At 37.2% G+C, this 22,622-nt stretch carries 23 protein-coding genes; 4 read left to right on the forward strand and 19 right to left on the reverse strand.

Annotated elements, in window-relative coordinates; translation table 11 throughout:
• Nucleotides 1–202 precede the first annotated feature (202 nt).
• The 19 genes from SMSK564_RS05820 to SMSK564_RS05905 all read right to left on the reverse strand — a co-directional run bounded on the left by SMSK564_RS05820 (nt 203) and on the right by SMSK564_RS05905 (nt 20,748).
• Nucleotides 203–1,519 carry a hypothetical protein gene (locus tag SMSK564_RS05820; RefSeq protein WP_000915993.1) on the reverse strand — a complete coding sequence of 439 codons (1,317 nt, stop codon included), beginning with the start codon at nt 1,517–1,519 and terminating at the stop codon, nt 203–205.
• Nucleotides 1,520–1,536: 17 nt separating this feature from the next.
• Complete coding sequence (locus SMSK564_RS05825; RefSeq protein WP_000247941.1) at nt 1,537–2,268, reverse strand: ABC transporter ATP-binding protein; 732 nt, start codon at nt 2,266–2,268, stop codon at nt 1,537–1,539.
• Nucleotides 2,269–3,098: 830 nt separating this feature from the next.
• Complete coding sequence (locus tag SMSK564_RS05835) at nt 3,099–3,356, reverse strand: DUF896 family protein (RefSeq protein ID WP_000371281.1); 258 nt, start codon at nt 3,354–3,356, stop codon at nt 3,099–3,101.
• A gap of 42 nt (nt 3,357–3,398) precedes the next feature.
• Entirely contained in the window at nt 3,399–5,435 is a 2,037-nt protein-coding gene (glyS, locus tag SMSK564_RS05840) for a glycine--tRNA ligase subunit beta (RefSeq protein WP_000164739.1), read from the reverse strand.
• A 211-nt stretch (nt 5,436–5,646) separates the two neighbouring features.
• Nucleotides 5,647–6,564, reverse strand: a complete 918-nt coding sequence (gene glyQ, locus SMSK564_RS05845) for a glycine--tRNA ligase subunit alpha (protein ID WP_000038734.1) — start codon at nt 6,562–6,564, stop codon at nt 5,647–5,649.
• A gap of 209 nt (nt 6,565–6,773) precedes the next feature.
• Nucleotides 6,774–7,145: a GFA family protein gene (locus SMSK564_RS0102125; RefSeq protein ID WP_000912010.1), complete on the reverse strand. Its 372-nt coding sequence runs from the start codon at nt 7,143–7,145 to the stop codon at nt 6,774–6,776.
• Between the two features lie 268 nt (nt 7,146–7,413).
• Nucleotides 7,414–8,256: an aldo/keto reductase gene (locus SMSK564_RS05850; RefSeq protein ID WP_000844585.1), complete on the reverse strand. Its 843-nt coding sequence runs from the start codon at nt 8,254–8,256 to the stop codon at nt 7,414–7,416.
• 76 nt (nt 8,257–8,332) lie between these two features.
• Nucleotides 8,333–9,724 carry a peptidoglycan-N-acetylglucosamine deacetylase PgdA gene (pgdA, locus tag SMSK564_RS05855; protein ID WP_050540730.1) on the reverse strand — a complete coding sequence of 464 codons (1,392 nt, stop codon included), beginning with the start codon at nt 9,722–9,724 and terminating at the stop codon, nt 8,333–8,335.
• A 164-nt stretch (nt 9,725–9,888) separates the two neighbouring features.
• Complete coding sequence (locus SMSK564_RS05860; RefSeq protein WP_000392571.1) at nt 9,889–11,439, reverse strand: ClC family H(+)/Cl(-) exchange transporter; 1,551 nt, start codon at nt 11,437–11,439, stop codon at nt 9,889–9,891.
• 16 nt (nt 11,440–11,455) lie between these two features.
• Nucleotides 11,456–12,235, reverse strand: coding sequence for a ribonuclease HII (locus SMSK564_RS0102135; protein ID WP_000201113.1), 780 nt, complete (start codon nt 12,233–12,235; stop codon nt 11,456–11,458).
• On the reverse strand, nt 12,222–13,073 hold the full coding sequence (ylqF, locus tag SMSK564_RS05865) for a ribosome biogenesis GTPase YlqF (protein ID WP_000201326.1): 852 nt from the start codon (nt 13,071–13,073) through the stop codon (nt 12,222–12,224). Before ylqF ends, SMSK564_RS0102135 begins: the two co-directional genes overlap by 14 nt.
• A 490-nt stretch (nt 13,074–13,563) precedes the next feature.
• Nucleotides 13,564–14,280 (reverse strand): alpha/beta hydrolase family protein, encoded by a 717-nt coding sequence (locus tag SMSK564_RS05870; RefSeq protein WP_001258705.1) that lies wholly within the window; start codon nt 14,278–14,280, stop codon nt 13,564–13,566.
• Between the two features lie 4 nt (nt 14,281–14,284).
• Nucleotides 14,285–14,596, reverse strand: a complete 312-nt coding sequence (locus SMSK564_RS05875) for a hypothetical protein (RefSeq protein ID WP_000420555.1) — start codon at nt 14,594–14,596, stop codon at nt 14,285–14,287.
• 119 nt (nt 14,597–14,715) lie between these two features.
• The gene (locus SMSK564_RS05880) at nt 14,716–16,458 is read right to left on the reverse strand and encodes a glycoside hydrolase family 13 protein (RefSeq protein WP_000423475.1); all 1,743 of its coding nucleotides are present in this window, start codon (nt 16,456–16,458) and stop codon (nt 14,716–14,718) included.
• A gap of 173 nt (nt 16,459–16,631) precedes the next feature.
• Nucleotides 16,632–17,123, reverse strand: coding sequence for a hypothetical protein (locus SMSK564_RS05885; RefSeq protein WP_001086567.1), 492 nt, complete (start codon nt 17,121–17,123; stop codon nt 16,632–16,634).
• 63 nt (nt 17,124–17,186) lie between these two features.
• Nucleotides 17,187–18,068 carry a diacylglycerol/lipid kinase family protein gene (locus SMSK564_RS05890; RefSeq protein ID WP_000710104.1) on the reverse strand — a complete coding sequence of 294 codons (882 nt, stop codon included), beginning with the start codon at nt 18,066–18,068 and terminating at the stop codon, nt 17,187–17,189.
• A gap of 110 nt (nt 18,069–18,178) precedes the next feature.
• Nucleotides 18,179–19,033: an ADP-ribosylglycohydrolase family protein gene (locus SMSK564_RS05895; protein WP_000900066.1), complete on the reverse strand. Its 855-nt coding sequence runs from the start codon at nt 19,031–19,033 to the stop codon at nt 18,179–18,181.
• An 11-nt stretch (nt 19,034–19,044) separates the two neighbouring features.
• Nucleotides 19,045–19,851, reverse strand: a complete 807-nt coding sequence (locus SMSK564_RS05900) for an alpha/beta fold hydrolase (RefSeq protein WP_000668473.1) — start codon at nt 19,849–19,851, stop codon at nt 19,045–19,047.
• A 153-nt stretch (nt 19,852–20,004) separates the two neighbouring features.
• Nucleotides 20,005–20,748, reverse strand: a complete 744-nt coding sequence (locus SMSK564_RS05905) for a CPBP family intramembrane glutamic endopeptidase (RefSeq protein WP_000134969.1) — start codon at nt 20,746–20,748, stop codon at nt 20,005–20,007.
• Nucleotides 20,749–21,296: 548 nt separating this feature from the next.
• Here SMSK564_RS05905 and SMSK564_RS05910 point away from each other — a divergent pair.
• Genes SMSK564_RS05910 through SMSK564_RS05925 form a run of 4 tightly spaced genes read left to right on the forward strand, consistent with a single transcriptional unit; the run spans nt 21,297 to nt 22,541 of the window.
• Complete coding sequence (locus SMSK564_RS05910; protein WP_004236330.1) at nt 21,297–21,542, forward strand: hypothetical protein; 246 nt, start codon at nt 21,297–21,299, stop codon at nt 21,540–21,542.
• Nucleotides 21,539–21,874 (forward strand): DinB/UmuC family translesion DNA polymerase, encoded by a 336-nt coding sequence (locus SMSK564_RS05915; protein WP_000806926.1) that lies wholly within the window; start codon nt 21,539–21,541, stop codon nt 21,872–21,874. Before SMSK564_RS05910 ends, SMSK564_RS05915 begins: the two co-directional genes overlap by 4 nt.
• Nucleotides 21,875–21,886: 12 nt before the next feature.
• Nucleotides 21,887–22,255, forward strand: a complete 369-nt coding sequence (locus tag SMSK564_RS05920; RefSeq protein ID WP_000567222.1) for a hypothetical protein — start codon at nt 21,887–21,889, stop codon at nt 22,253–22,255.
• A complete protein-coding gene (locus tag SMSK564_RS05925; RefSeq protein ID WP_001072467.1) occupies nt 22,242–22,541 on the forward strand; it encodes a DUF5960 family protein in 300 nt (99 codons plus the stop codon). The genes SMSK564_RS05920 and SMSK564_RS05925 overlap by 14 nt, the downstream gene beginning before the upstream one ends.
• The last annotated feature ends 81 nt before the right edge of the window (nt 22,542–22,622 follow it).

Genomic DNA, 22,622 nt, shown 5'->3' on the forward strand with positions numbered 1-22,622 from the left:
TGGTGCTTAATAGGGCTTTTCCTAGCCTCTACAAAAAACTGCATGAACAAGAGTCGTGAAATAACTCTAATATGCCTTGAGCATGAAAATATCTTACTAGTAGCCTCTTGTTCTATTGTTCAAATAGTTAACAGGAGGTTTTTATAATGGAAGTTATGATTGAAACGTGTTTGTATTCTTTTGAATCAGTAACTATTCCAATTTATCTATCTTGAAATAAATAAAATCCCTTTGTAATACTATAAAAAATAACTAACAAAGAAATAACTATAAGACTCGGTTGCCAAAAACCCGATATATCTACTACACTTTGGCCTAAAAGTTGGCCAATAAAGCTAACTAAAATTAAAATAATTAAATTGAAAACTACTGATACTAATAAAATTAATACCGAATGTATTATTGCCTCGCCTATACGTATTTTAAAAAGTTGTAATCTTGACAATCCCAGTGTCTTTAACTGTTTAATGTCTTCAATATCTTTATTAGAAGATAAAATTGTAAGAGAAATAGAACTAGTAATAATCAGAATAATTGGAGCAGACATATAAGCAATAAAGGAAGCTCTTGCTTCGTTTACTCCGTTTGCTGTATTCATGAATGAATACATATTTTGGGTGTAAAGAATAAACCCAGAAATGAGAGTTACTCCCATGCTCATTGAAGTTTGTATACTTTTCAAATAGCTAGGATTGGATAGTAGATTCCAAAAGCCTGTATTAACTACATAATTTTCAGTTGGAAATATCCTCATTAAAAATTTTATTAGAAACATTTGAATTGATGGAGATAGTGATTGAATAATAAGGATGTGAATAATTAATAAAAATAATACTATGCTTGACTGTTTTTCAATTATTTCTTTGTTTCTGATAAAACCTGCTGAAACAATAGAACCTATACATAGTAACCATAGGAATAAACGAACAGAGATGTTAACAAATCCAGCTACTGTAACTTTTCTTTTTTTCTTTTTCGGTTTTAATATTGATGATATTTTAAGTATTCGACTTGAATAAAAGTAAGCCCCTATCCCGACAATTGTTGGGACTATGAAAACACTCAATAAAATTGATTGAATGTTGGCTGTAATAACTAAATCAGGTAACTCATCTCTTCCTAATAAATTTTGTAAAAATTTGTAGTAACTATCTGCCATGATAAATGAAAGTATTGTACCAATACTACTAACAATCACTGCCATTAAATAAAACTGTCCAGATACTAATAAAGATAGCTGAGTTCTGCTTGCGCCTAAGATAGCCCATAATTGGTAATCCTTTGTAAAGATATCTATTAGCAGTCTTATATTATTTGAAATAAGGAAAAATAGAGTAGTCCCGCCAAAAATTATTAGCATTTGAAAAAGTTGTGAAGCGTTAATATTAGCAGTCTTTATTGAACTAGCAATACCAAATAAAGATGTTCCAACAATCAGGCTAGATACAAATAGTAATGGTATTGTTCCTAACCATTGTCTTTTTGAGTACTGAAATTGGTAAATGATTAATTTTAGCATAATAAATCCTCCTCAAATTAATCTTTACTACTTTCAAGTGCTTGGTAGAGCTCATCAGCTGAAGGTTTAATAATTTGTCGAGATATTTTTCCGTCTTTTAAAATGAGTGCTCTGTCAGTTTTTGAAGCCAACTCAATATCATGAGTGACCATAAAAACACATTTTCCTTGACTCGCTAAATTACGAAGTGTTTCAAAAATAAGTTTTCTTGAGACGCTGTCCAGAGCTCCTGTTGGCTCATCAGCAAAAATAATTTTACTATCAGCTATTATTGCACGAGTAATAGCCACTTTTTGCTGTTCTCCACCTGATAAGGTAGCAACTAATGATGATAGTTCTGCTTTAAAATTCAAACTATCCAACATTTTTTTTACTTTATTGCTATCAACACTCTTTCCTGAGAGTCTCAGAGGAAGTGTAACATTTTCTAGTACAGGTAGAGCGGGTACCAGATTATAGTTTTGAAAAATTATTGCAATATCTTGCCTTCTAAATTTAGCAAGATTCCCTTCTTTTAAAGTATATGGATTTACACCATTGATAACAACTTCGCCACTTGTTGGTTCAGACAAACTTGATAAGCAACTTAGCAAAGTAGACTTTCCAGAACCACTGACACCAAGTATTGATACAAATTCCCCATAATTGACAGATAAAGAAACATCTTTCAAAATAGAGACAGTTTTGTCTTGTCCTAACAAAAATTCTTTTGAAAGGTTTGAGACTTTAACAGCTACATTATTAACCATAATAAATCCTCCTGATTCCAGTGTCATCTTTGATTTAATTATACAATATTGGAATTCTATTAATATTAAGTAAGTAACTTATGAAACGTATTTTTTATGGATAAAATTTCTATTTCCTCTGGATCTCGAATAAAGGTCTTCAGCGAACTAAGAATTTTTTTCTATTACCATAATAGTATCATAAATGAGGCTTGATTGAAAGCGTAAACATAGATTTGTTAAGTGATACAACTATTCTATACAAAATTTAAACATAAAACTTAGGTATACTTAATAAATGAGAATTTAAGTTAGCTATAACGAAAATAGGAGCATATGTAAAACTCTAAGCAGACAGAGCCTGCTAACTCATGACAGAAAAAGATGTTTAGCCTATAGTGCTGGCATTAAAAAATCCTCACACATCACGCAAGGAAATCGCTATATCAAACAGGCTTTGACCATATCGGGATTAATTGCAGCACATTCTAAGGATCCAGCTTTTTCTTCTTTTTACAATCGAATTTCCCAAAGAGGAAGCAAGATGAAAGCCGTCATTGCTTGTACTCATAAGATTCTCAGAATCATTTACAAACTACTCTCCACCAAGCAGACTTATCAAAAAGAAAAGGCGCTAGGACTGAGGAAACAGTTCTAACGCCAAAACTAAAAAAATTTCAATTACAGTATAGCACAGGAAGTGATTTTTTGCGCTTTTTTACTGTCTTTTTTCAAATAAAAACACCTCAAAAGTTAGATTTTCTAGCTCTAACTTTTGAGGTGCGGCTCATTTATGTATGATAGTCTTTTGGTATTATTTCATCTATCTTTGTTAAAAGAAATAATACATATTATGAATTTGGGTCATCAAGACTACGGCCATGTAATCCTTTTTCACGTTGGACTTTACGTAGTTTTTCTGGTGTAACATCGTTCCCTTCTTCGTCCACAATTTTGATCCCTTCAATATGGTGACGAACAGTGCGACGATAACCTTCGATGTACTCCTCACGTAGTTTGGCTTGTTCTACTTTTTCTTCCGGTGTCAAGCCTTCTGCTTTTTTCTTTTTAGCTAGCTCGTTGATACGAGCAATTTTTTTCGGATCCATTTCTTCTCCTTTTTGATAAGATAAAGTCCCGTTTATCAAATTTTATTTAGTGTTAATTTGGTTAAAACGAGCAAGCTTTGCTGCTTTTTGAGTTAAATGAGACAAGATTGCCAAACGATTTTGACGGACTGCTTCATTTTCAGCCATAACCATGGTATTCTCAAAGAATGCATCAATGACTGGGCTAAGAGCAAAGAGTTGTTTCAATTGCTGACTGGCAGTCCCTGACAAAACGAGTGATTCTACTGCTTCTGCCAAGGTTTTCTCTTCTTCATTCTCAAAGAGAGCCGAATCAACTGTAGCAACTCCTTCTGCCTTCTCAGCCAAGTTAAAGGCACGAGAAAGTGATTCAACAGATGGTTTAAAGTCTTCTTTCTTGCTTGCTTCTACGAGAGCACTTGCTGCTTCCAACATATCCGCCACAACAAAGTTTGAACCTGCAAGAACGGCTTCCTTGATATCTTTTGGAGTAGATCCCATCATCTTATCAACACGAGCCTTGATAAAGTCCATAACCTCTGACTTATTTTCATAAGTCAAGCTGTCAAATTTCAAAGCATAAAGGCTATCAATCAACTCATCCATAGCAATGTGCCAACCAAAGGTATCCAAGATACGAACCACACCTTGAGTCGCACGACGAAGGGCATAAGGGTCATTAGAACCTGATGGAATCAAGCCTACTGAGAAGAAACTCAAAATCGTATCCAATTTGTCTGCAATGGCAAGCACTGCGCCGACCTTGCTCTCTGGAAGTTCTCCTTCAGCTGAAGTAGGCATGTAGTGTTCACGAATAGCAGCTGCCACCGCTGGAGTTTCCCCAGCAAGAAGGGCATATTTCTCACCCATAATTCCTTGGAGTTCATCAAATTCACCAACCATACCTGTCAACAAGTCAAACTTGTAAATGGCTGCTGCACGGGCTAGGTCAATCGTTTCATCCGCTGACAAGCCTGCTTTTTCTGCCAATAGAATAGCAATCTGACCAGTACGAATCATGTGTTCACGAAGGGAACCGATTTTCTCATGGAAAGTCACATTGTTTAATTTTTCAACAAGGTCAGAAATCACCAATTTTTGGTCTTCACGCCAGAAGAATTCACCGTCTTCCAAGCGGGCTACCAAGACTTTTTCATTTCCTTTGATGACATTTTCCAAATACTCTGCATTTCCGTTACGAACAGAAATGAAGTTTGGCAAGAGCTTGCCATCTTGATCACGAACAACAAAGTAACGTTGGTGTTCTTTCATCGAAGTTACCAAGACTTCTTCTGGAACGTCAAGGTATTTGGCATCAAAACTTCCCATAAAGGCAGTTGGGTATTCAACCAAGTTCAAGACTTCATTAAGCAAATCAGCATCAATTTCGATACTTACACCATGTTTTGCCTCAATTTCCTTGATTTGGTCAACAATCATTTGCTCACGTTCACGTGGATCTGCAATTACAAACTGACGACGAAGGTCTTCTTCATAGCTCAAGGCTGACTGAATCTTAGTTTCTTTTCCCAAGAAACGATGGCCACGGCTCACACGACCGCCCTTGATATCAAGGAAATCCAAATCAAACTCTTCTTCATCTAAAAGAACAGTCAAAGTGTGAACAGGACGAATGTATTCAAAGCTATTTCCAGCCCAGTGCATGCTAACAGGGAAAGTCAGTGACTTCAAAACATCTACAACACCAGGAACAATGGCTTCAACTGCTTGACCAATTTCTTCCTTAGTGACATAGACATATTCTTCACCCTTAATTTCACGAAATTCGATATCTTCAACAGTCAATCCTTTTCCACGAACAAATCCTTGAGCTGCTTTTGTGAAGTTTCCATCACTATCCAAGGCAATTTTCTTTGCTGGCCCCTTAAAATCTTCTGTCAAATCAGACTGTTTGTCTGCAAGACCAGTTACACGAACAGCCAAACGACGTGGTGTTGAGAAGGTTTGAATAGCTTCAAAAGACAGGCGGTTCTCCTTGAGGAAGGCTGCCATTTTTTCACCTAGTTGTTTTTCACTTGGTGTGACAACATAGGCTGGTAATTCTTCAAGACCAAGTTCTACTAATAAGTTTTTTGTCATGTTTTTTCTCCGAAAAATATCTTTTTATTTTCCAGTTTGCCTTATGTGATTGGCACGCAAGCAACCAACTTCGTTGTTTCATTGCTAAAATTGGAGCCAAAAGTCTCCAATTTTGCCTAATATCCTTAGCTTCACTAAGGATACCTTCAGCACTGCGGCAACTGGTTCAGGGCTCACACTGTTAGCCCATTTTCGTAATTTGTCACTTTCTTTATTCTGTGTCTTCTGCTAAGAGTTTAGCTCGTGTTGCTTCATCTAAAAGTGGGTAGCCTAGGCGTTTGCGTTCTGCGACAAAGGTTTTGGCTACGACACGGGCCAAGTTACGGATACGAGCGATATAACCTGCGCGCTCTGTTACAGATACGGCACCACGCGCATCAAGCAGGTTAAAGGTATGTGAACATTTGAGAACATAGTCATAGGCAGGGTGCACCAATCCTTCTTCCAAGGCACGACCAGCTTCTTTTTCAAACTTATCAAAGTTTTCCAGCAACATTTCTTGATCTGAAATTTCAAATGAATATTTTGAGTGCTCGTACTCAGGCTGAATAAAGATTTCTCCGTATTTTACACCATCAGCCCACTCGATATCATAGACAGAGTCTACTTCTTGAATGTAAGAAGCCAAACGCTCCAAACCATAGGTAACTTCCGCAGTCACAGGACCAGTTGCCAGTCCACCTACTTGTTGGAAATAAGTGAACTGAGTGATTTCCATCCCATCAAGCCAAACTTCCCAACCAAGACCAGCTGAACCAGTTGATGGATTTTCCCAGTTATCCTCAACGAAACGAATATCGTGTTCCAAAGGATTGATTCCCAATTTTTCCAAAGACTCAAGGTACAGTTCTTGAATATTTGATGGAGAAGGCTTCATCACCACTTGAAATTGGTGGTGTTGATAAAGGCGGTTAGGGTTTTCTCCGTAACGACCGTCAGCAGGACGACGTGATGGCTCTACGTAAGCCGCATTCCATGGCTCAGGTCCGATAGCACGAAGGAAAGTGTAAGGACTCATTGTCCCCGCACCTTTTTCATTATCATAAGCCTGCATAAGCATACAACCTTGGTCATTCCAAAATTGTTGCAAAGTAAGGATGATTTCCTGGAAAGTCAATTTTTTAGACATTATTTACTCCTTTTTATATAAATTACTTGCGATACGAGTCTGCCTCGTCGATCATACGAGGCAAGACGAGTTAGTACTGCGTCTAGCTCAGGCACTCTAGTGCTGAGTGTGGGGTAGCCCGACTGTAAGGAGGTCTCTGCCACTGACGCAGTAAAATGTTAATTTCTTAGACATTGTTTACTCCTTTAATTTATATTATCTTCTTAGATTTATTTTTCAAGCAACCAAGAAAAGGCTGGGTCCTGAAAAATATGACGTTTAGGAACAGTTTGTAAATTCTGATCGCATTCATCTATTGTACCTAATTTCAAAGCACAGACTTCTGGTATATTTTCTTGAACAGTGAAAATTTGACTATGACAGTTCTGGCAGTAATAACGCTGTTTTCCTGGAGAAGAACTATAGGAAACAAGCTTTTCTTTTCCATGCAATACTAGATTTTCACTGCTAACTTTAGCATTAACTGTATAGGCAGACGCAGTTGCTTTCCGACAAAATGAGCAATGACAAAAAACTATTTCCGACAATTCTTCATCTAGAGTGTAGGTGACTGCTTTACATAAACAAGATCCTTTAAGCATTACGCTCCTTTCTACTTAGGCATTAGACGAATTCAAAAAGAACCGAATGTCAACACCCAAGCCTTGCGACTAGGGGCGTCAGAAACGCGGTTCCACCCTAATTTATTACTTCATTGTTTTTGAAAATACTACAGAAAGCGCCAGTTCTTTATTTTGCCCTACTTGGCTCCCACTATTCCAAGCTCGCTTGAAGAACGCCATAAGACTTTCTTTCCTGCTGACTATTATATCAAAAATTAGAACAATGTACAATTCTTTTTATGATTTTCTAGAAATCCATATCATCAACTCGTGGAGCACCAGACTGAACAGCAATTGTTTTTAAAGTCTCTCTCTCCTCACGACTCAATTCAATTCCAAAGCAATCAAGATTAGCCTGAATACGAGACGCTGTGACAGATTTCGGAAGCGGTAAAAATCCTTCTGCCAAGCTCCAGGCCAAGGCTATCTGAGCAACCGATTTTCCGTGATTTACCGCGATTTCTTGCACTTGCTTGCTATCAAACAGTTCTCCCTGACCAAAAGGGCCCCAAGCTTCCAATAAGATTCCTTTTTCTCGACAGTAATCTACGACTTCCTCTTGATACACACCTGGAGCCAAACGAACTTGATTGACCGCTGGAAGAATTTTTGCTGTTTCAAGCAAGGCATTCAAATGATGAGGAAGAAAATTACTAACACCGATAGCACGGATTTTGCCTTCTAGGTAAAGATCCTCCATCGCTCTCCAAACTTCTGAATTTCGGATTTTCCAGTGGTTACTTTCTCTGAGTGGTTTTGGATTTGGCCAATGAATCAAATACAAATCCAAATATTCCAAACCCAGCTTCTCTAAAGACTCTTCAAAAGCCTGACGAGCTTGCTCATAGTTGTGATTTGTATTCCACAATTTACTGGTTACAAAAATTTCCTCACGCGGTACTCCACTATCTTGAATAGCACGACCAACGCTTTCTTCATTTTTATAGATAGCTGCCGTATCGATATGGCGATAACCTGCCTTTAAAGCCTCTAGGACAGCTTGATAGGCAATCTCTCCATTTTCAGATTTCCATGTTCCAAATCCTAGAACTGGAATTGGAACGCTATTATTTAAAGTATAAGATTTCATTATTTTTCCTTTCTATGTGAAGAAAATCCAAAGAAACAAATTCTCAAAGAAAACTTATCTCTTTAGATTTTGTGTATTATTGATCACGGTCATAATAAAGCTGGTGAGCTTTAAGACGAGTATCTAACAAATCTGGAATTGTTACAAAGTCATAACCTTGCCCTTTCAAGTAGTCAATAACCTTCGGTAGAGCATTTACCGTCTCAGCATGGATATCATGCATGAGAATAATAGAACCATTCTTGACTTCACGCTGAATTTCTGTCAAAATAGATGCTTCATTTTTACTCTTCCAGTCCAGACTATCTACATCCCACATAATAAAGCTCAAATCTAAGCTATTGCGAATGTCATCTGTAATGGCTCCATAAGGCGGACGCATGAGTTTTGAACTAGAACCCAGCACCTTAGTTAGCGCATCCTCCGTATCAGTAATTTGTTTTTTGGCTTCATCAAGCGAAAGTTTTGAGAGAACTGGATGGCTCCAACTATGGTTTCCAATGACATGACCATCTGCTTTCATGCGTTTCAAAATCTCTTCATTGCCAGAAACATTCTTACCTAAAACAAAGAAAGTTGCCTTGATACCATACTTAGAAAGAGTATCTAATGCTTGATTTGTCGTCGCAGGATTTGGTCCATCATCAAAAGTCAAGGCCACTACTTTACGATTTTTCTTTTCATAATAAGCCTTATATAGCTCTGCATCCTTATCTAATAAATAAGAGGACTGAATAAGTTCAAAAAAACTAGATACTGGCAAGGCAATCTCGTCTAGATTTTCAACTGACTGACTTGGATAAAGAATAATCTGACTATCCTTATAATCAAAATTCCATGCAGACAAGTCTTGGTCAGAGAATCCTTTAACAATCTGATCAATCTTTTCTTGTTCTAATTTCTTATCCTGTAAGAAAGAAGTCAGTTCTTTTAACAACTTCTCTTTAGCCTTACTAGCATCTGAAAATAGTTGATCAAGGGTAAAAGGTTTACCGTCTTCTGTCAAATGCACTTTCGCTAGACTAGTTTTTTCAGTCTCTTCAACTTTTGACGAAGTTAAATCATAGACTTGTTTCATCACACTTCGGTTGACAATCCCTTTTAAAGTCGCATCCTGTTTCTCCGTATAATAAAAAACCAGATTTTCTTTGTCTTCCAGATTTTCCTTAATATCCTGTGTCATGATTTCTTTTACAGATGAAATCACTTGCTCCCCTTGGAGAGGATAATAGGCAATTACTTCTGCTTGTCCCTTACGAAAATGATCCTTCTGATTTCCCTCACTCAATTGATCATCTTTCTCTTTTTTGAGCGATTCAATCTTTTGTTCAAAACTTTGTTTTGTGTATATTTTGTATCCAATTATTGAACCAAGGACACAAATACTTACTGAAAAGATAGCTACTAGGGCTATTAGACTCATTCTTATCTTATCGTGATTCTCACGCTTTGCTCTACTTTTATCCATAAGACCATCATATCAAATTCAAGCTATAATTTCAATGATTTTGGAGGAAATAGTATATTAAAAAAGAGTCTTAAAAAATAACCGATTCCATTGCTGAGAATCGGTTTTCTAATATATTTAATTAAGAAGCTTATTTTTACATAATATAAATTATGTAAAAAATCCTACAATAACAAATCCTTGACTTCCCCAATTTCACTTTTTGGAATAACTAGGTGAATCATATCACCGAGATACATTCTGGTTGAACCGTTAACGGTTTGGCTCTTGCCATTATGGACTTGAGTTGTGATGAGGATATTATGTGGTAAGTTGAGTTCGTGTACTTGTTTTCCAGCAATTTTGTCTGATACAGGAATTTCAATGAGGGTGACTTCTCCTTCGTCTGTTGCTTCTTCTGGTAGCATTTTTTCAAGCATGGCCTCATAGACTGGAGCACCCTTGAGCAAATCCATGACGATGTAGGCAACTAAGGTCACTAAGCCAAGTGGCATGAGGTTGCGAATATCTCCTACCATCTCAGTTACGAGTATCATAGCAGTTAAGGGTGCCTTAGATATTGCTCCAAAATAGCCACTCATTCCCAGAATGACAAATATAGGGAATTGCTCTTGACTGACAAGTCCAAGATTGACACAAATGACACCAACTAGGGCTCCAAGCAATGAACCAAGCGCCAGAATTGGTAGGAAAATTCCACCTGGAAGGCCACTTCCATAACTAATCATGCTCCAAACAAAGCGAATCAAAAAGTAAGCTAATAGAACTTGGAAACTAAAATCTTGCTCAGTTAGGGAAAGAACCAGCTGATTTCCACCACCAAGGATTTGTGGTAAGAAGATCCCGACTGGTATGATGAGAATGAAAGCCAGAATTGGATAATATGCTCTATCCAAACGGATTTTTTGACCAAGCCAATCATAAACTCGACCAACATTGAGTACAGCTTTCTCATAGAGAAAACCGGAAAGTCCCAGAAAAATTCCCATGAGGAGGTAAATCCAATACTGGTCTAGAGTCATAAGTGGGATATTATCTGGCATATCCAGTACGGGTGTTAGGCCAAATATGAGCAAAGAGACAAAGTTTGCTACGAGACTAGCTGCGAGAGTTGAGACCCAGAAAAATCGTGAAAAATGGTGATAAACTTCTTCTACCACAAAGAGAAGTCCTGCAATCGGTGCATTAAAGGCTGCAGCTAAACCAGCGGCAGCTCCACTAGCAATCAAGGAACGTTCCTCTACTGGACTGGATTTGAGCCATTTGGCAATTCCTTTACCACCGACCGCTCCAAGTTGAATACTGGGTCCCTCACGCCCCAGCATAAGACCGCTAGCAATAGCAAGAATTCCTAGAATATATTTTTTCCAAAGAACTCCCCACCAGTTGAGGGTCATCAGTCCCTTTAATTCAGCTTCGACTTGAGGAATTCCTGAACCTTTGATGTCTTTTTCTGACCGAGTTAATTTCGCACTGAGCCAACAAACTATTAAATAAAATAGACCAATGATAAAAAGATTGCGCACTAGGTGCGCTTGATCTTGATAAAGTCCTTGTATCAGGTGGAAGCCTTTTTCGATTAAGAACCGAAAAGATCCAACGATAATTCCAACAACGAGACCGACGATGATTCCTCGTCCAACTTGGGATAATATGGTGCTTGAGGCAAAGGCAAATTCTTTCTTGGAACTGAGTGTTTCTGACTGTTCCTCCATAATCATTCCTTCTAACTTAACTTTCTTTTTTTCCTGAAACCAGCGATTTAACAGGTTCAAAACTGGTTCTGTGAATTGGGGTAACTCCTAGTTTTTTCAGTCCTTCTAAGTGTTTAGCTGTTCCATATCCTGCATTAGCAGCGAAATCATAGCCAGGAAATTGCTGATCGTATTCCTTCATCAATTCATCACGTGTCACCTTGGCTACTATAGAAGCTGCTGCGATCGAGAGAGAATTAGCATCACCCTTGATGATGGAGGTTTGTGAAATTGGCAATTCCAGCTTCATGGCATCTATCAAAAGGTGCTCAGGTTGCGGACGGAGCTGGGAGATAGCTTCCTTCATGGCCAGTTTGGTTGCTTCATAGATATTGACTTGGTCGATGATATGATTATCCATGATACCAATCCCGATTGACAAAGCTTGGTCCTGAACGGCTTGGAAAATCTCCAGATGTTTCTTTTTAGGAATTTTCTTGCTGTCGTTGAGACCTTTAATCTTACAATTTTTAGGTAAGATAACGGCTGCAGCGACTACAGGCCCAGCCAGAGGACCTCGGCCAACCTCATCAACACCAGCAATTAAGGTCAATCCTTGCTTATAAAGTTCCTTTTCGTAGGAAAGCATGGATTCCAAACGAAGATCCTCATCCAATTCTGCCTGAATGGCTTTTTTACGCTTGCTGATTTCCTTTTGAACTCCAGAGCGATTATCCTTTTCAAGATCTAGAAAAATAGGGCTATCAAGGTCCTTGACCGTTTCAAGGAGTTCTTTGATTTCTTTAATCGTCGCCATCGAGGTCTTCCAATGTATCTAAGGTATAGTTACCGAGTTTGCCGTCGCGGACTTCCTTCACGAAGAGACTGTAAAAACGGTCATAGTCATCACGGAAACCGAGGGCACGGGTCATGTCCATAATAATAACAGGCGCTTCTTCTTCAATTTTCATTTGTTTGAAGCGTTCGGCCAGCTTTTCTGGATAATGTTCTTTGAAATAATTGAGGCCAAAAATAGTTACCTCATCCATAGGAAGCAACTGGTCTTTGATAGCTCCAGTCAAGGCCAACTTAAGAGCTACAGTTTCATCCTCAAACTTAGGCCAAAGAATCCCCGGTGTATCCAAGATTTCAAGGTCTTTATTTGTTTTGAGCCATTGTTGCCCCTTGGTAACCCCTGGTTTATTGCCGACAACGGCAATTTTCTTACCAGCTAAACGGTTCATGAGAGTGGATTTACCAGCATTTGGAATTCCAATAATCATGGTACGCAAGGTTTCAATCTTGATACCACGTTCTTTCTGACGAGCAATCTTATTCGCCATGAGCTTTTTAGCAGCATCGGTTACAACTTTTACAGTCACTTGCTCTTTGGAGTTGATAGCTAGCGTCTGGATTCCTTGTGATTCAAAATACTGACGCCATTCCTTGGTCATTGCTGGGTCAGCCAAGTCTGCCTTGTTTAAAATCAAGAGTTTTGGTTTGTCACCGACAATTTTGGTCAACATAGGATTTTGACTAGATAGAGGTAAGCGTGCATCCACCAAAATCGTTACAAAATCAACAAATTTTAAATTTTCCTGCACCTGTCGACGCGCTTTAGACATGTGACCAGGAAACCATTGAATAGTAGCCATTGAGTTTTTTTCCTTTCGTAGCAAGGGTTTAGATCCCCTATTTTATTTTAGTATCGTTTGAACATAGAGAGTTTTCAAATGAATGGTGTTCAAACAGTTCTTATTTAATTATATAGAAATCTACTTTATATTATATCATGCCTTCTCTATTTTGTCCGATGATAGCCCTTCAAGCTCCCTGAATAGAAAAAGCGATTCTATAATATTTGTAGTGGGTAAATCCCCTATAGATATTATGAAGCCTATTTTGTTGTAGAAAAAGTTCCATAGAAAAAATCATATGGAAACATTACTTTTTATCATAAAACTACTCGACATTAAAGAATCAAATATCAAAAAAGAAAGGACGAAATGTGTCCTTTCTAGATTTTAGCTGACTTCAACCTACTACAGTTGACAAAGAGCCCAAATTAATTTGATATTCCTAATCAATTTGTTCATATCTTATTCCAACCAACTATATATTAATTATGATGATTTATTCAATATCCTAGTGAGAATAAGAGAACCACTCATTAATTAGACTAGCGATTTCTTTAGGTGCTTCAGTATAAAGCTCATGACCAAAGTTCTCTAGAAGAATAGTATCAAAATAGTCTGGCAATTCTTTTAGGGCTTCCTCTATCCATGTAGCTTCATTAGGATAGCGAGGACTAATAAACAAGGTATCTCCCACTTCTCTCTTAAAAGCTTGTATTTTCCTCCGTAGGCGGAGGATCGCTTCTATATTTTCATAATTTATAGCCAACCCATATCTATTATACTCAACATTCCAGTCATAGGACTGTCTTACAGCTTCCTCCATATTTTCTGACCAATGTTTTGATTCGGATTTTTCTTTGGAAATAAGAAGATTTAAGTCCGAGACGACTTGAGATTCAATATAATTTTTAGTTTCCTCTAACTCTGTATCTAAAGGTAAAATCTTATCTAAATCTAGATAGCCCCCATCCAAAAGAATCAATTTCTTCACTTCTTGAAATTCCGATGCGAGATAACGAGCCAAATCTCCTCCAAGAGAATGGCCTATCAGACAGATAGATTCTTCCTCTTCTATCGATTTTTTAAACCATGATTTCAATTCTGTTTCATCTCGAAGATGCTTTTCATATGGATTCAGAAAACAGACCTGCGAATCTAGTTCTTGAAGAAAATCCTTGCTATGATAGATATTACTTCCCAGACCGCCAATAAAAAATGTCCTCATCCAATTACTTAATGCTATGCTTATTCATCTTTTGTTCAAAGATAGTCGTGATAATCTGACGCAATTCTTCTCGTTCTTTTTCTGGTATTTCATCACTTGTTTGAGCTGCAGCGTAGAGTTCAGGGTGTTCAATTGAAATGCGTTTAATCGTACGTGTCGTAGCATGTTTTCTGACAAAAAACGGGATTCGCTTAATCAAGTCTTGTGGTACTAGCGCAAGAATCTTCTCAGCAGTTTCCTTGTCACTAATCTTAGACGTAGTCAGCCCCTTCTTAATCATTTCCTGTTCTTTTTCTGTAAAATCTTTTAATTCCATTCGATAAATCCTCCTATTTTCTTTACCTTAAATTATATACCAATTGTAGCAAGACGACAAATAGTCTGTTTGTAAAATGTTCTCTATACTACAATTTTCCTGTCACTCTTAATTGCTCTTTAATGAAAAATCACAAATCCATTTGAAGAGATGACAAGCTGATTCTCCAATTCTTGGCAATTGCTTGCTAGTGCTACTGCTTCTTTCTCTACAATACAATCTTCTGTTGATTGGTTAAAGATTGCTTTAAGGACCCGTCCTTCGTATATCCATTCCAGAGCTACTAGATCAGGTTTGATTTCTTGAAGGCTATACTTGCCATGCGAAATGATTGCTGACGCGTATTTGCGAATCTTAATCAGCCTCTTCATGAAATTCAGCATATCATTGTCACTTGATACGCGTTCCCAAGGCATACAACGTCGACAATCTGGGTCTGGTCCTCCGGTCAAGGCTAGCTCTGTTCCGTAATAAATGCAGGGTGTTCCTTTTTGTAAAAAGAGAAAGGCTAGGGCTGATTTGACAAGTTGAACGTCTTCATTTGCCGTCCATAAAATACGTTCTGTATCATGCGAATCTAGAAGATTAAACATCACTTCTGAAATCTGCTGCTTGTAATACATAGACTGGCTATTGATTTCATCGATGAATTGGTCTGTCTTCTTAATTCCTCGTAAAAAATACTCCTTGATACTATCAGATAACGGATAGTTCATGACAGCATGGAACTCATCTCCATTTAGCCATGGCTGAGCCGTATGCCAGACTTCTCCTAAAATATAAAGATCAGGCTTTTTAGCTAAAACTGCCTTGCGAAAATCCTTCCAAAACTGATGGTCAATCTCATTAGCCACATCCAAACGCCAAGCATCAATATCAAACTCTTCAATCCAATAAGTCGCAACCTTTAAAAGATAGTCCTTAACCTCTGAATTGGCCGTATTTAGCTTAGGCATATAATCCTCGAAACAAAAAGCATGATAGGGTAAATCCCTCTTATTGGCTAGTTTTTCAGTCGTCACTGGGAATTGTTGGATATGGAACCAATCCTTATAAGCAGACTCCTCACCATTTTTGACAACATCTTGCCATTGAGGAGATTGCGAACCAATATGATTAAATACAGCATCCAGCATGATTTTCATGCCACGCTGATGCGCTTGCTTCACCAGTTCCCGAAAGGTCTCCTTGTCTCCAAAATGACGGTCAATTTCAAAGTAATCCGCCGTATTGTATTTATGATTGCTCGTAGATTCAAAGATAGGACAAAGATAAAGCCCAGTAATTCCCAAGTCTTGCAAGTAATCCAGATGGTCAATAATCCCCTGTAAATCACCACCAAAGAAATCATCACTCTGGGGTGTGATAGAGGAATCCCAGTCTAAAGTCCCATCTGGGTTTAATCGAGCATTTCCATTAGCAAATCTCTCAGGAAATATCTGATACCATACCGTATTTGAAACCCAGTCAGGAACCTGGCATGCATCAATCTCATGAAGATAGGGCAACTTAAATCCATTTCCAATAGCATGAATATTTTCTAGAGAATTGTCCACACACCCTTTATCACCATACAAAATACTTTGACCTTTTGTATCCTTGAGTTCAAAGAGATACTGGATACGTGCAAAGTCGACGGACACTTCAACCTGCCAATAGTCAAATAAGGCATCAGAAGTTATCTTGGCCATTTGCTTTGTATCCTGATAAAACTCCTCCATAAAGATAAAAGGGTCCCCGTAATGCAAGTTAATGCTTTCAATGTCCCTTTTCTTAGTTCGAATCCGAATATGGAGTTTCTTATCTCTGTAAAGATAGGCATACTCCGACTCAGGCCTATGGTAAATAGCGCTTAATTCCATCAATTTGTCTCCTTAAGTTCTAATTCAAATTTTACGCAAACGTTTTCATAATTGTGATTCTAGTATACTACTTTCGTATTTTATTTGCAAGGTTTGTCCATAGTTTCGAATGGTTTGATTCTATAAATAAAAAAGCAGCCAGTCTTACAACTTGCTACTTTCCAAATGATGATTTACAAATGTCTTTCCAGCCACTCAATTTTTTTAAAATCCTTATTGTTATTGTGCTCATTTCGATAAGAATCTTGGGAAGAAGCCTTGTAAATACTTAAAAACTGTTCTAGATTTGGAATGCGAAAAGTGATGTTTTCGAGATGAATCAATTCTATATCCGATTCCGAAACTCCTGCAAAATCAGGTAAAGAATTGATACTTCCGAATTCAACACTCAGACCATCTTTTTGGAATTCATGCTCATGAATATCTATTAAGGCATAATCTAAGTGTTTCATCACTTTCATTATCTTGTCCCACTCATAAATTCTGAGATGATCAGGTGCTTCCCAACCTCTAGGGTCACCAGGCACATGAATGTCAATGTCAGACGGCCCCCATTCTTCATTTGATCGGTATTCAAACCCCAAAGACCCCATGAGCGTCGGAGTGATTCCGACTTGGTTTAAATGAGAACAAATTGTTTGAAATTCATCAAATAGAGAATTCATTCCTCCTCCAATCGTTGATATAGAACTTAATTTCGTTGTGAATAATAAACTAATTTTTACCTTCTACTCTTTCGGTTTTGAAAATACTTCTACTCGCTGAGCTAGGACTTTGATTTCTACAGGTAGGTTATCCGATTTATCGCCGTCAACATCTGACTCCAATTCACTATCTGAAGAAATCTTAATATTACGCGCTCTTATATACTCAATATTATCATTTGCGACAACATCCCCTTTCAATAAATCAGGAATGACTGATAATTTGGAGAATAGAGACGCATCTTTTAAAATCAAAATATTGGCATAGCCGTCTTTGTTTTCTTCAAAGATTTTCTTATCAGCGAAGTAATTTGTCAAGAGAACCAAAACATGGCTAGCTTCACCAACATAATTTCCATTTTCTGTCTCAACCTTAATGTTAAAGACCTGATCCGTCATGACAGACTTCATGGTATTTACAGCATAGGCTAAAATACCGAATTTTGTCTTGTCCTCGATTTCAACATTGTGAATCGCTTCAGGAAGAGAACCGATACTAAAGATATAACCAAAATAATTGTTATTCGCTTTTCCGATATCAATCTTATTGGTTAGATTAAAATCGAGTTCATCAATCGCGCCATCGATGTCTTGATTAATTTCCAACAGTTTTGTAATGAGGTTACCCGTCCCACCAGGGATAATCCCTAACTTAGGAATGTAGTCTCTTTCAGCAATACCGGAAATGACTTCATTTACAGTCCCATCACCACCAAACACAACCACTGCATCGTACTTCTCACGAGACGCTTCTTCAGCAAAATGTGTTGCATCAAGCGCTTTTTCAGTAATTTTGGTTTCCACGTGCTCAAAGTATTCTTTGGCTTTATTCTCCAGTTTTTCTTTATAATCCAAAGCCTTTTCCCCACCAGAAGTAGGGTTGATAATTACCATTGCTTTTTTCATTAATTTCTCCTTAATATTCGATAGAAATGGTTATATTTCATCATACGCATCTAACTATACCCTCATTATACAATGAAAATATAGAAAAGAGAAATATGACGTACTGGAAATTAATATGATTTTATTCTATTTTCCCATCGCATAACTACAGCCTTTAAGGGTTCATCCAAGTAAGAAAATGCTTTATCCTTTATCCAACCAGGGATACCGTAAGCTGCCTCTGCTATGCTGCCAGTTATTGCAGCAAGTGTATCACTATCGCCACCAAGTGAGATGGCATTTCTTATCGCATCTTCGAAGTCTCTACTCTCAAGAAAGGCAATAATGGCTTGAGGGACAGTTTCTTGACATGTTTCGTTAAAACGATAGTTAGGGCGGATTTCATCTAAAGTTTGAGATAGATTGTAGCCGTATGTCTTCTCTATATAATCCTTAATCCGTCTTTTACACTCTGTAGGATTGTCGTTAATTGGTTGCTCGTATTCTCTACAATAACCACCAAAGTAAAAACGACTCAGAAAGATAGCATCAGCTGTAGCCATAGCGCCTTTGACACCTTCTGGATGATTATGAGTTACCTCTGCAGAAAGACTCGCAAGTCCTCTAGACGATGGCCACGTACCGGTTCTCTCATAGACATCACAGTCCATGACCCAAGCACATGGAGAAACACGCATAGCTGATCCATTCCCAAAGCTATTATAAGGATCACGGTTATCGCTCTTTAGCCATGCATTAAACCGAGCACCATAATCAGCATCAGGATACATTCTACCATATTTCTTCATAGCATCAATGAAGTCGTCTTTTTGTCCCCCATTCATAATCGCCTCTGCAACGGCACAGGTCATAACCGTATCATCTGTGAAAAAACAATCATCACGAAATAATGGAAAGTCTTTCGTTTTAATGTTGTCCCATTCATAAACCGAACCTACAATGTCTCCAACTATTGCTCCTAGCATCAGATTCCTCCTTATGATATATCAGATTTATTACACATTTCCAATGAATCACACTTTAAAAATGGTACCACCAAATCAATCCACTCTTGAGGTAGATAAGCTGATAAATAGCCGTGGTTATAGCCCTTAGCTTCATACAAGATCGTGTTTGGATGTAGTTGTTGAAATAATTTCGCTGATGCTTTCACACAGTTCAATTCTTTTTCACCATAAATATAAAGAACCTGTGCCTTATTAGCAGAAATCGTATCCTTTAGCTTGTAATGCCCCATATAGGTTTTGTAAATGGTAACCAATGTTTTGATAGGCGTCCTTGGCAGATCCTCCAAATAATAAGCTTTTATTTCCTCTGGATAAGCCAGTTTAGGATAGAGTTTGTTCATCATGCTTAACTGAAGTTTACAAGAGAATTTACTAAACATCAGTTTGCCAAATAGACGTATCAGAAAAATGCTGACTTTAGCTAAGCTTGGTTGAGGAATACAGAGACTTCCGTCTATGATGGTCTTCTCAGCAATTTCGCTATCTAAGGACAAAAGCTCCATAGCAATTTGACCACCAAGTGAAACACCACCAATCGCAAACAACTTCCCGCCACAGTGTTCTTTGATATAGTCTAGGATCTCCAAAGCAGAATCTTCCGTAGAAACATAATCAAGTTTATATTCCTCTCCGTGACCATTCAAAGTAGGTAAAATAACACGGTATTCTTCTGATAAGATCCGTGCTTGGCGAAGATAATTCCACCAAGAACTGCCACCGCCATGTATCAGCAAGATAGAAGGCAAATTATTATCACCAAATTCATGGAATTTCATATTAAAACTCCTTACTGTAGAACTATTACTAGATAAATACTTGTTCAATCAGCTCGTACAAGCAGTGATGCCTCATCAAACAGAAAATCTCTAACATTGATTATCTAGATAGACCACTCGTTACTTTCAATAAAGGATATCCTGATCTAAATTTTAAAATGTTGTTTCCTTACTAATTCTATTACTAGCCAATATTGTATAAATTAAATAAGCAATAAAAATGATAATAAAAATAACATTAATTTTTAACACAAAATAGAGATTTAACAAATTTGCGAACGCATGAAATAATATACAGTATCCCACAGATTTCGTTTGACGGTAAAGAAGCCCTAAAACAAAACTTAAAAATAATGTATATATAAAAAATAAAATAAAAGGAAATCCTTGATGACTTTCTCCAACTATAAACCATAAAGGTAGATGCCAAATCCCCCAAATTGATCCTACAATCAAATTAGATTGCCAATATGTATATTTTTTATCAAGTAATGGTTGTAATATTCCTCTCCATCCTAATTCTTCATGTCCACCACCAAAAAAAATTAATTGAATAAAGAATAGTGGCATTAGATAAATGGATACTCCATTTAATTCTAAGGAAGATACAGAAAATAGTATCAAAATTGCTAACAAATGAATAATGAAATAAATACTACTATTTTTTCTTTTATTAAATACAAAATGTTTAAATTTTATATTATTCCTTTTCAAATAAAAGCCACTAGCAATAGCTGGTCCAAGTGCACCTACTATATGTAATGTTCTTCCTATAATTGTTTCTAATCCAAAGATATGAGATTGCGTAAAGATGGCAAGAATCCCCCAAGCTATATAAGTAATTCCAAATGTACAATAAAGATAATTTTTTAAATTCTTTTTGTCAATTTCTGTCATTTTATCTTCCTAATCCTGATTATTCTATGAATAATATTTTTTTACTGCTTCTTAGTTGCTGTCGATTATAACTACCTATATTCTATCACAAAAACACAAAAAAAGCCTTACAATCAAGGCTTTTCATTATTAATTCATACCAAGCTTTCTAGGCTTTTACGAGCAGAGCAACACACTCGGCGGTTCGCTGTTGCCGTATCGTTTCGTCGTAAACTCCTTACTCTACGACATCTATCGCATGGGCGGAACATCTCCTTCTACTACGCTGATGCCTCAGCTCGTACAAGCAGTGATACCGCCTCAACGTGTGCTGAGAGCTTTCTTCTATACTAATAGACGAAAGGGTGTGAAAATGATTTTTAAATGATACTGTGGAACGGAACAGTAGCCCTAGTATTGACTACTGTCGTTTCTATTCATATTGGCTATTCTAGGACTGAGATGAAAAAATCTATAAATGCTCAGAATAAAATTGAACCCGCAAATCTCCCCAAAACAATGGTGAGTCATGTACTTGTATTATTCCGAAAAAATACACCTCTGGTGCAGTGAGACAAATTGGTGTATCTTATAGTGGCTTCGTAGATGAAAGCTATACTCTACTATCACTCTTTGATGATGTAGAACAAATTGAAAAAGATAATAGACTTCAGACAGCTATTGATGTTGTCAGAGAACAGTTTGGTTTTTTAGCCATACAAAAAGGAACCGTCCTAACTGAAGGTTCCAGAAATATTGAACGCAGTAAACTTATCGGTGGTCATTCCACGGGTGGATTGGAGGGATTAAAATGAAACAAGAAAAAAATACAGTACAATTTTCAGAAATCCGTAGCAAAGGATGTAATGATATTGAAATGCTTGAAAGATTTTTACATGGAATCGTTGAAACAGCAACTTCAAAACTTCGTCAGAGAAAACTCAAAACAACTGAAATATCGATACGACTAGTACATGCTAAATCTGAAAACCGATTACCATTGGAATTTACATTTAGCATTAAGCCAACAAGCTCATCTGTGATAATCTATACTGAGGTAATCAATCGCTTTAAAGAATGTTACACAGGTGGGGGAATTCAAGGTTTTACGATTCAATTTGATAAAAATACCCTTGCCTCTGCATAGAAAGGATTTGATATGATTGACCGTTCATATTTACCATTTCAATCAGCAAGAGAGTACCAGGATACAAAGATGCAAAAATGGATGGGCTTTTTCCTATCTGAACATGCATCAGCACTCTCTGATGATACAAACAAAGTAACGTACATGTCTGACTTATCACTAGAGAAGAAATTATTACTCCTCAGTCAAGTATACGCCGGGCAGCTACGCACACGCATTCAAGTGATTGAAAAAAACAAGCGTGTTTCCTACACTGGAACAATACCAAGTCTGACCAAAGATTTCATTTTGATAAAAACTACAACAGGTCACATCAATTTGAAATTAAAAGACATTATTAGTATTGAACTTGTCGAGGAGGTGCTCTATGAATCAGCTTGAGTTTCAGCGTAATCACCTACAAATGGACTATTATAGCGAGAGCTACCAAGATTTTGAACGTGACTTCTACCGCTACTCTAACATGAATATTCCATTGACCTTCCTAACTGATGATATCCTAAAAACAATGGCGACTTCACGTAAGAATTACTTTGTCCTCAATAAGGAAAAGTCCAGAGATAACCGCGATCACTTCTTCATATTTGAAGTAAGTACCGTAGATGAGAATCCGCTAATCTATCATTATACATATAAGAAAACTACAATATATTTAGCAGAAAAATAGGAGCAGTTCAATTGACTGTTCCTATTTTTAATATTCATAAAATCTAAAGTCTTTATACTCTTTAACAATGGAGTCGCCAAC

Origin of the sequence: Streptococcus mitis SK564 (assembly GCF_000148525.1) — a bacterium.
Classification (GTDB): Bacteria; Bacillota; Bacilli; order Lactobacillales; family Streptococcaceae; genus Streptococcus; species Streptococcus mitis_H.

What these genes read in the sequence shown, in the direction of transcription:
- SMSK564_RS0102135 (WP_000201113.1), bottom strand. Translation starts at nt 12,235, where the DNA reads ATGGCGACGATTAAAGAAATCAAAGAACTCCTTGAAACGGTCAAGGAC.
- glyS (WP_000164739.1), bottom strand. Translation starts at nt 5,435, where the DNA reads ATGACAAAAAACTTATTAGTAGAACTTGGTCTTGAAGAATTACCAGCC.
- ylqF (WP_000201326.1), bottom strand. Translation starts at nt 13,073, where the DNA reads ATGGCTACTATTCAATGGTTTCCTGGTCACATGTCTAAAGCGCGTCGA.
- SMSK564_RS05890 (WP_000710104.1), bottom strand. Translation starts at nt 18,068, where the DNA reads ATGAAAAAAGCAATGGTAATTATCAACCCTACTTCTGGTGGGGAAAAG.
- SMSK564_RS05920 (WP_000567222.1), top strand. Translation starts at nt 21,887, where the DNA reads ATGATTGACCGTTCATATTTACCATTTCAATCAGCAAGAGAGTACCAG.
- SMSK564_RS0102125 (WP_000912010.1), bottom strand. Translation starts at nt 7,145, where the DNA reads ATGCTTAAAGGATCTTGTTTATGTAAAGCAGTCACCTACACTCTAGAT.
- SMSK564_RS05915 (WP_000806926.1), top strand. Translation starts at nt 21,539, where the DNA reads ATGAAACAAGAAAAAAATACAGTACAATTTTCAGAAATCCGTAGCAAA.
- SMSK564_RS05835 (WP_000371281.1), bottom strand. Translation starts at nt 3,356, where the DNA reads ATGGATCCGAAAAAAATTGCTCGTATCAACGAGCTAGCTAAAAAGAAA.
- SMSK564_RS05850 (WP_000844585.1), bottom strand. Translation starts at nt 8,256, where the DNA reads ATGAAATCTTATACTTTAAATAATAGCGTTCCAATTCCAGTTCTAGGA.
- SMSK564_RS05900 (WP_000668473.1), bottom strand. Translation starts at nt 19,851, where the DNA reads ATGAAATTCCATGAATTTGGTGATAATAATTTGCCTTCTATCTTGCTG.
- SMSK564_RS05895 (WP_000900066.1), bottom strand. Translation starts at nt 19,033, where the DNA reads ATGCTAGGAGCAATAGTTGGAGACATTGTAGGTTCGGTTTATGAATGG.
- glyQ (WP_000038734.1), bottom strand. Translation starts at nt 6,564, where the DNA reads ATGTCTAAAAAATTGACTTTCCAGGAAATCATCCTTACTTTGCAACAA.
- SMSK564_RS05820 (WP_000915993.1), bottom strand. Translation starts at nt 1,519, where the DNA reads ATGCTAAAATTAATCATTTACCAATTTCAGTACTCAAAAAGACAATGG.
- SMSK564_RS05825 (WP_000247941.1), bottom strand. Translation starts at nt 2,268, where the DNA reads ATGGTTAATAATGTAGCTGTTAAAGTCTCAAACCTTTCAAAAGAATTT.
- pgdA (WP_050540730.1), bottom strand. Translation starts at nt 9,724, where the DNA reads ATGGATAAAAGTAGAGCAAAGCGTGAGAATCACGATAAGATAAGAATG.
- SMSK564_RS05925 (WP_001072467.1), top strand. Translation starts at nt 22,242, where the DNA reads ATGAATCAGCTTGAGTTTCAGCGTAATCACCTACAAATGGACTATTAT.
- SMSK564_RS05870 (WP_001258705.1), bottom strand. Translation starts at nt 14,280, where the DNA reads ATGAGGACATTTTTTATTGGCGGTCTGGGAAGTAATATCTATCATAGC.
- SMSK564_RS05885 (WP_001086567.1), bottom strand. Translation starts at nt 17,123, where the DNA reads ATGAATTCTCTATTTGATGAATTTCAAACAATTTGTTCTCATTTAAAC.
- SMSK564_RS05860 (WP_000392571.1), bottom strand. Translation starts at nt 11,439, where the DNA reads ATGGAGGAACAGTCAGAAACACTCAGTTCCAAGAAAGAATTTGCCTTT.
- SMSK564_RS05880 (WP_000423475.1), bottom strand. Translation starts at nt 16,458, where the DNA reads ATGGAATTAAGCGCTATTTACCATAGGCCTGAGTCGGAGTATGCCTAT.
- SMSK564_RS05875 (WP_000420555.1), bottom strand. Translation starts at nt 14,596, where the DNA reads ATGGAATTAAAAGATTTTACAGAAAAAGAACAGGAAATGATTAAGAAG.
- SMSK564_RS05905 (WP_000134969.1), bottom strand. Translation starts at nt 20,748, where the DNA reads ATGACAGAAATTGACAAAAAGAATTTAAAAAATTATCTTTATTGTACA.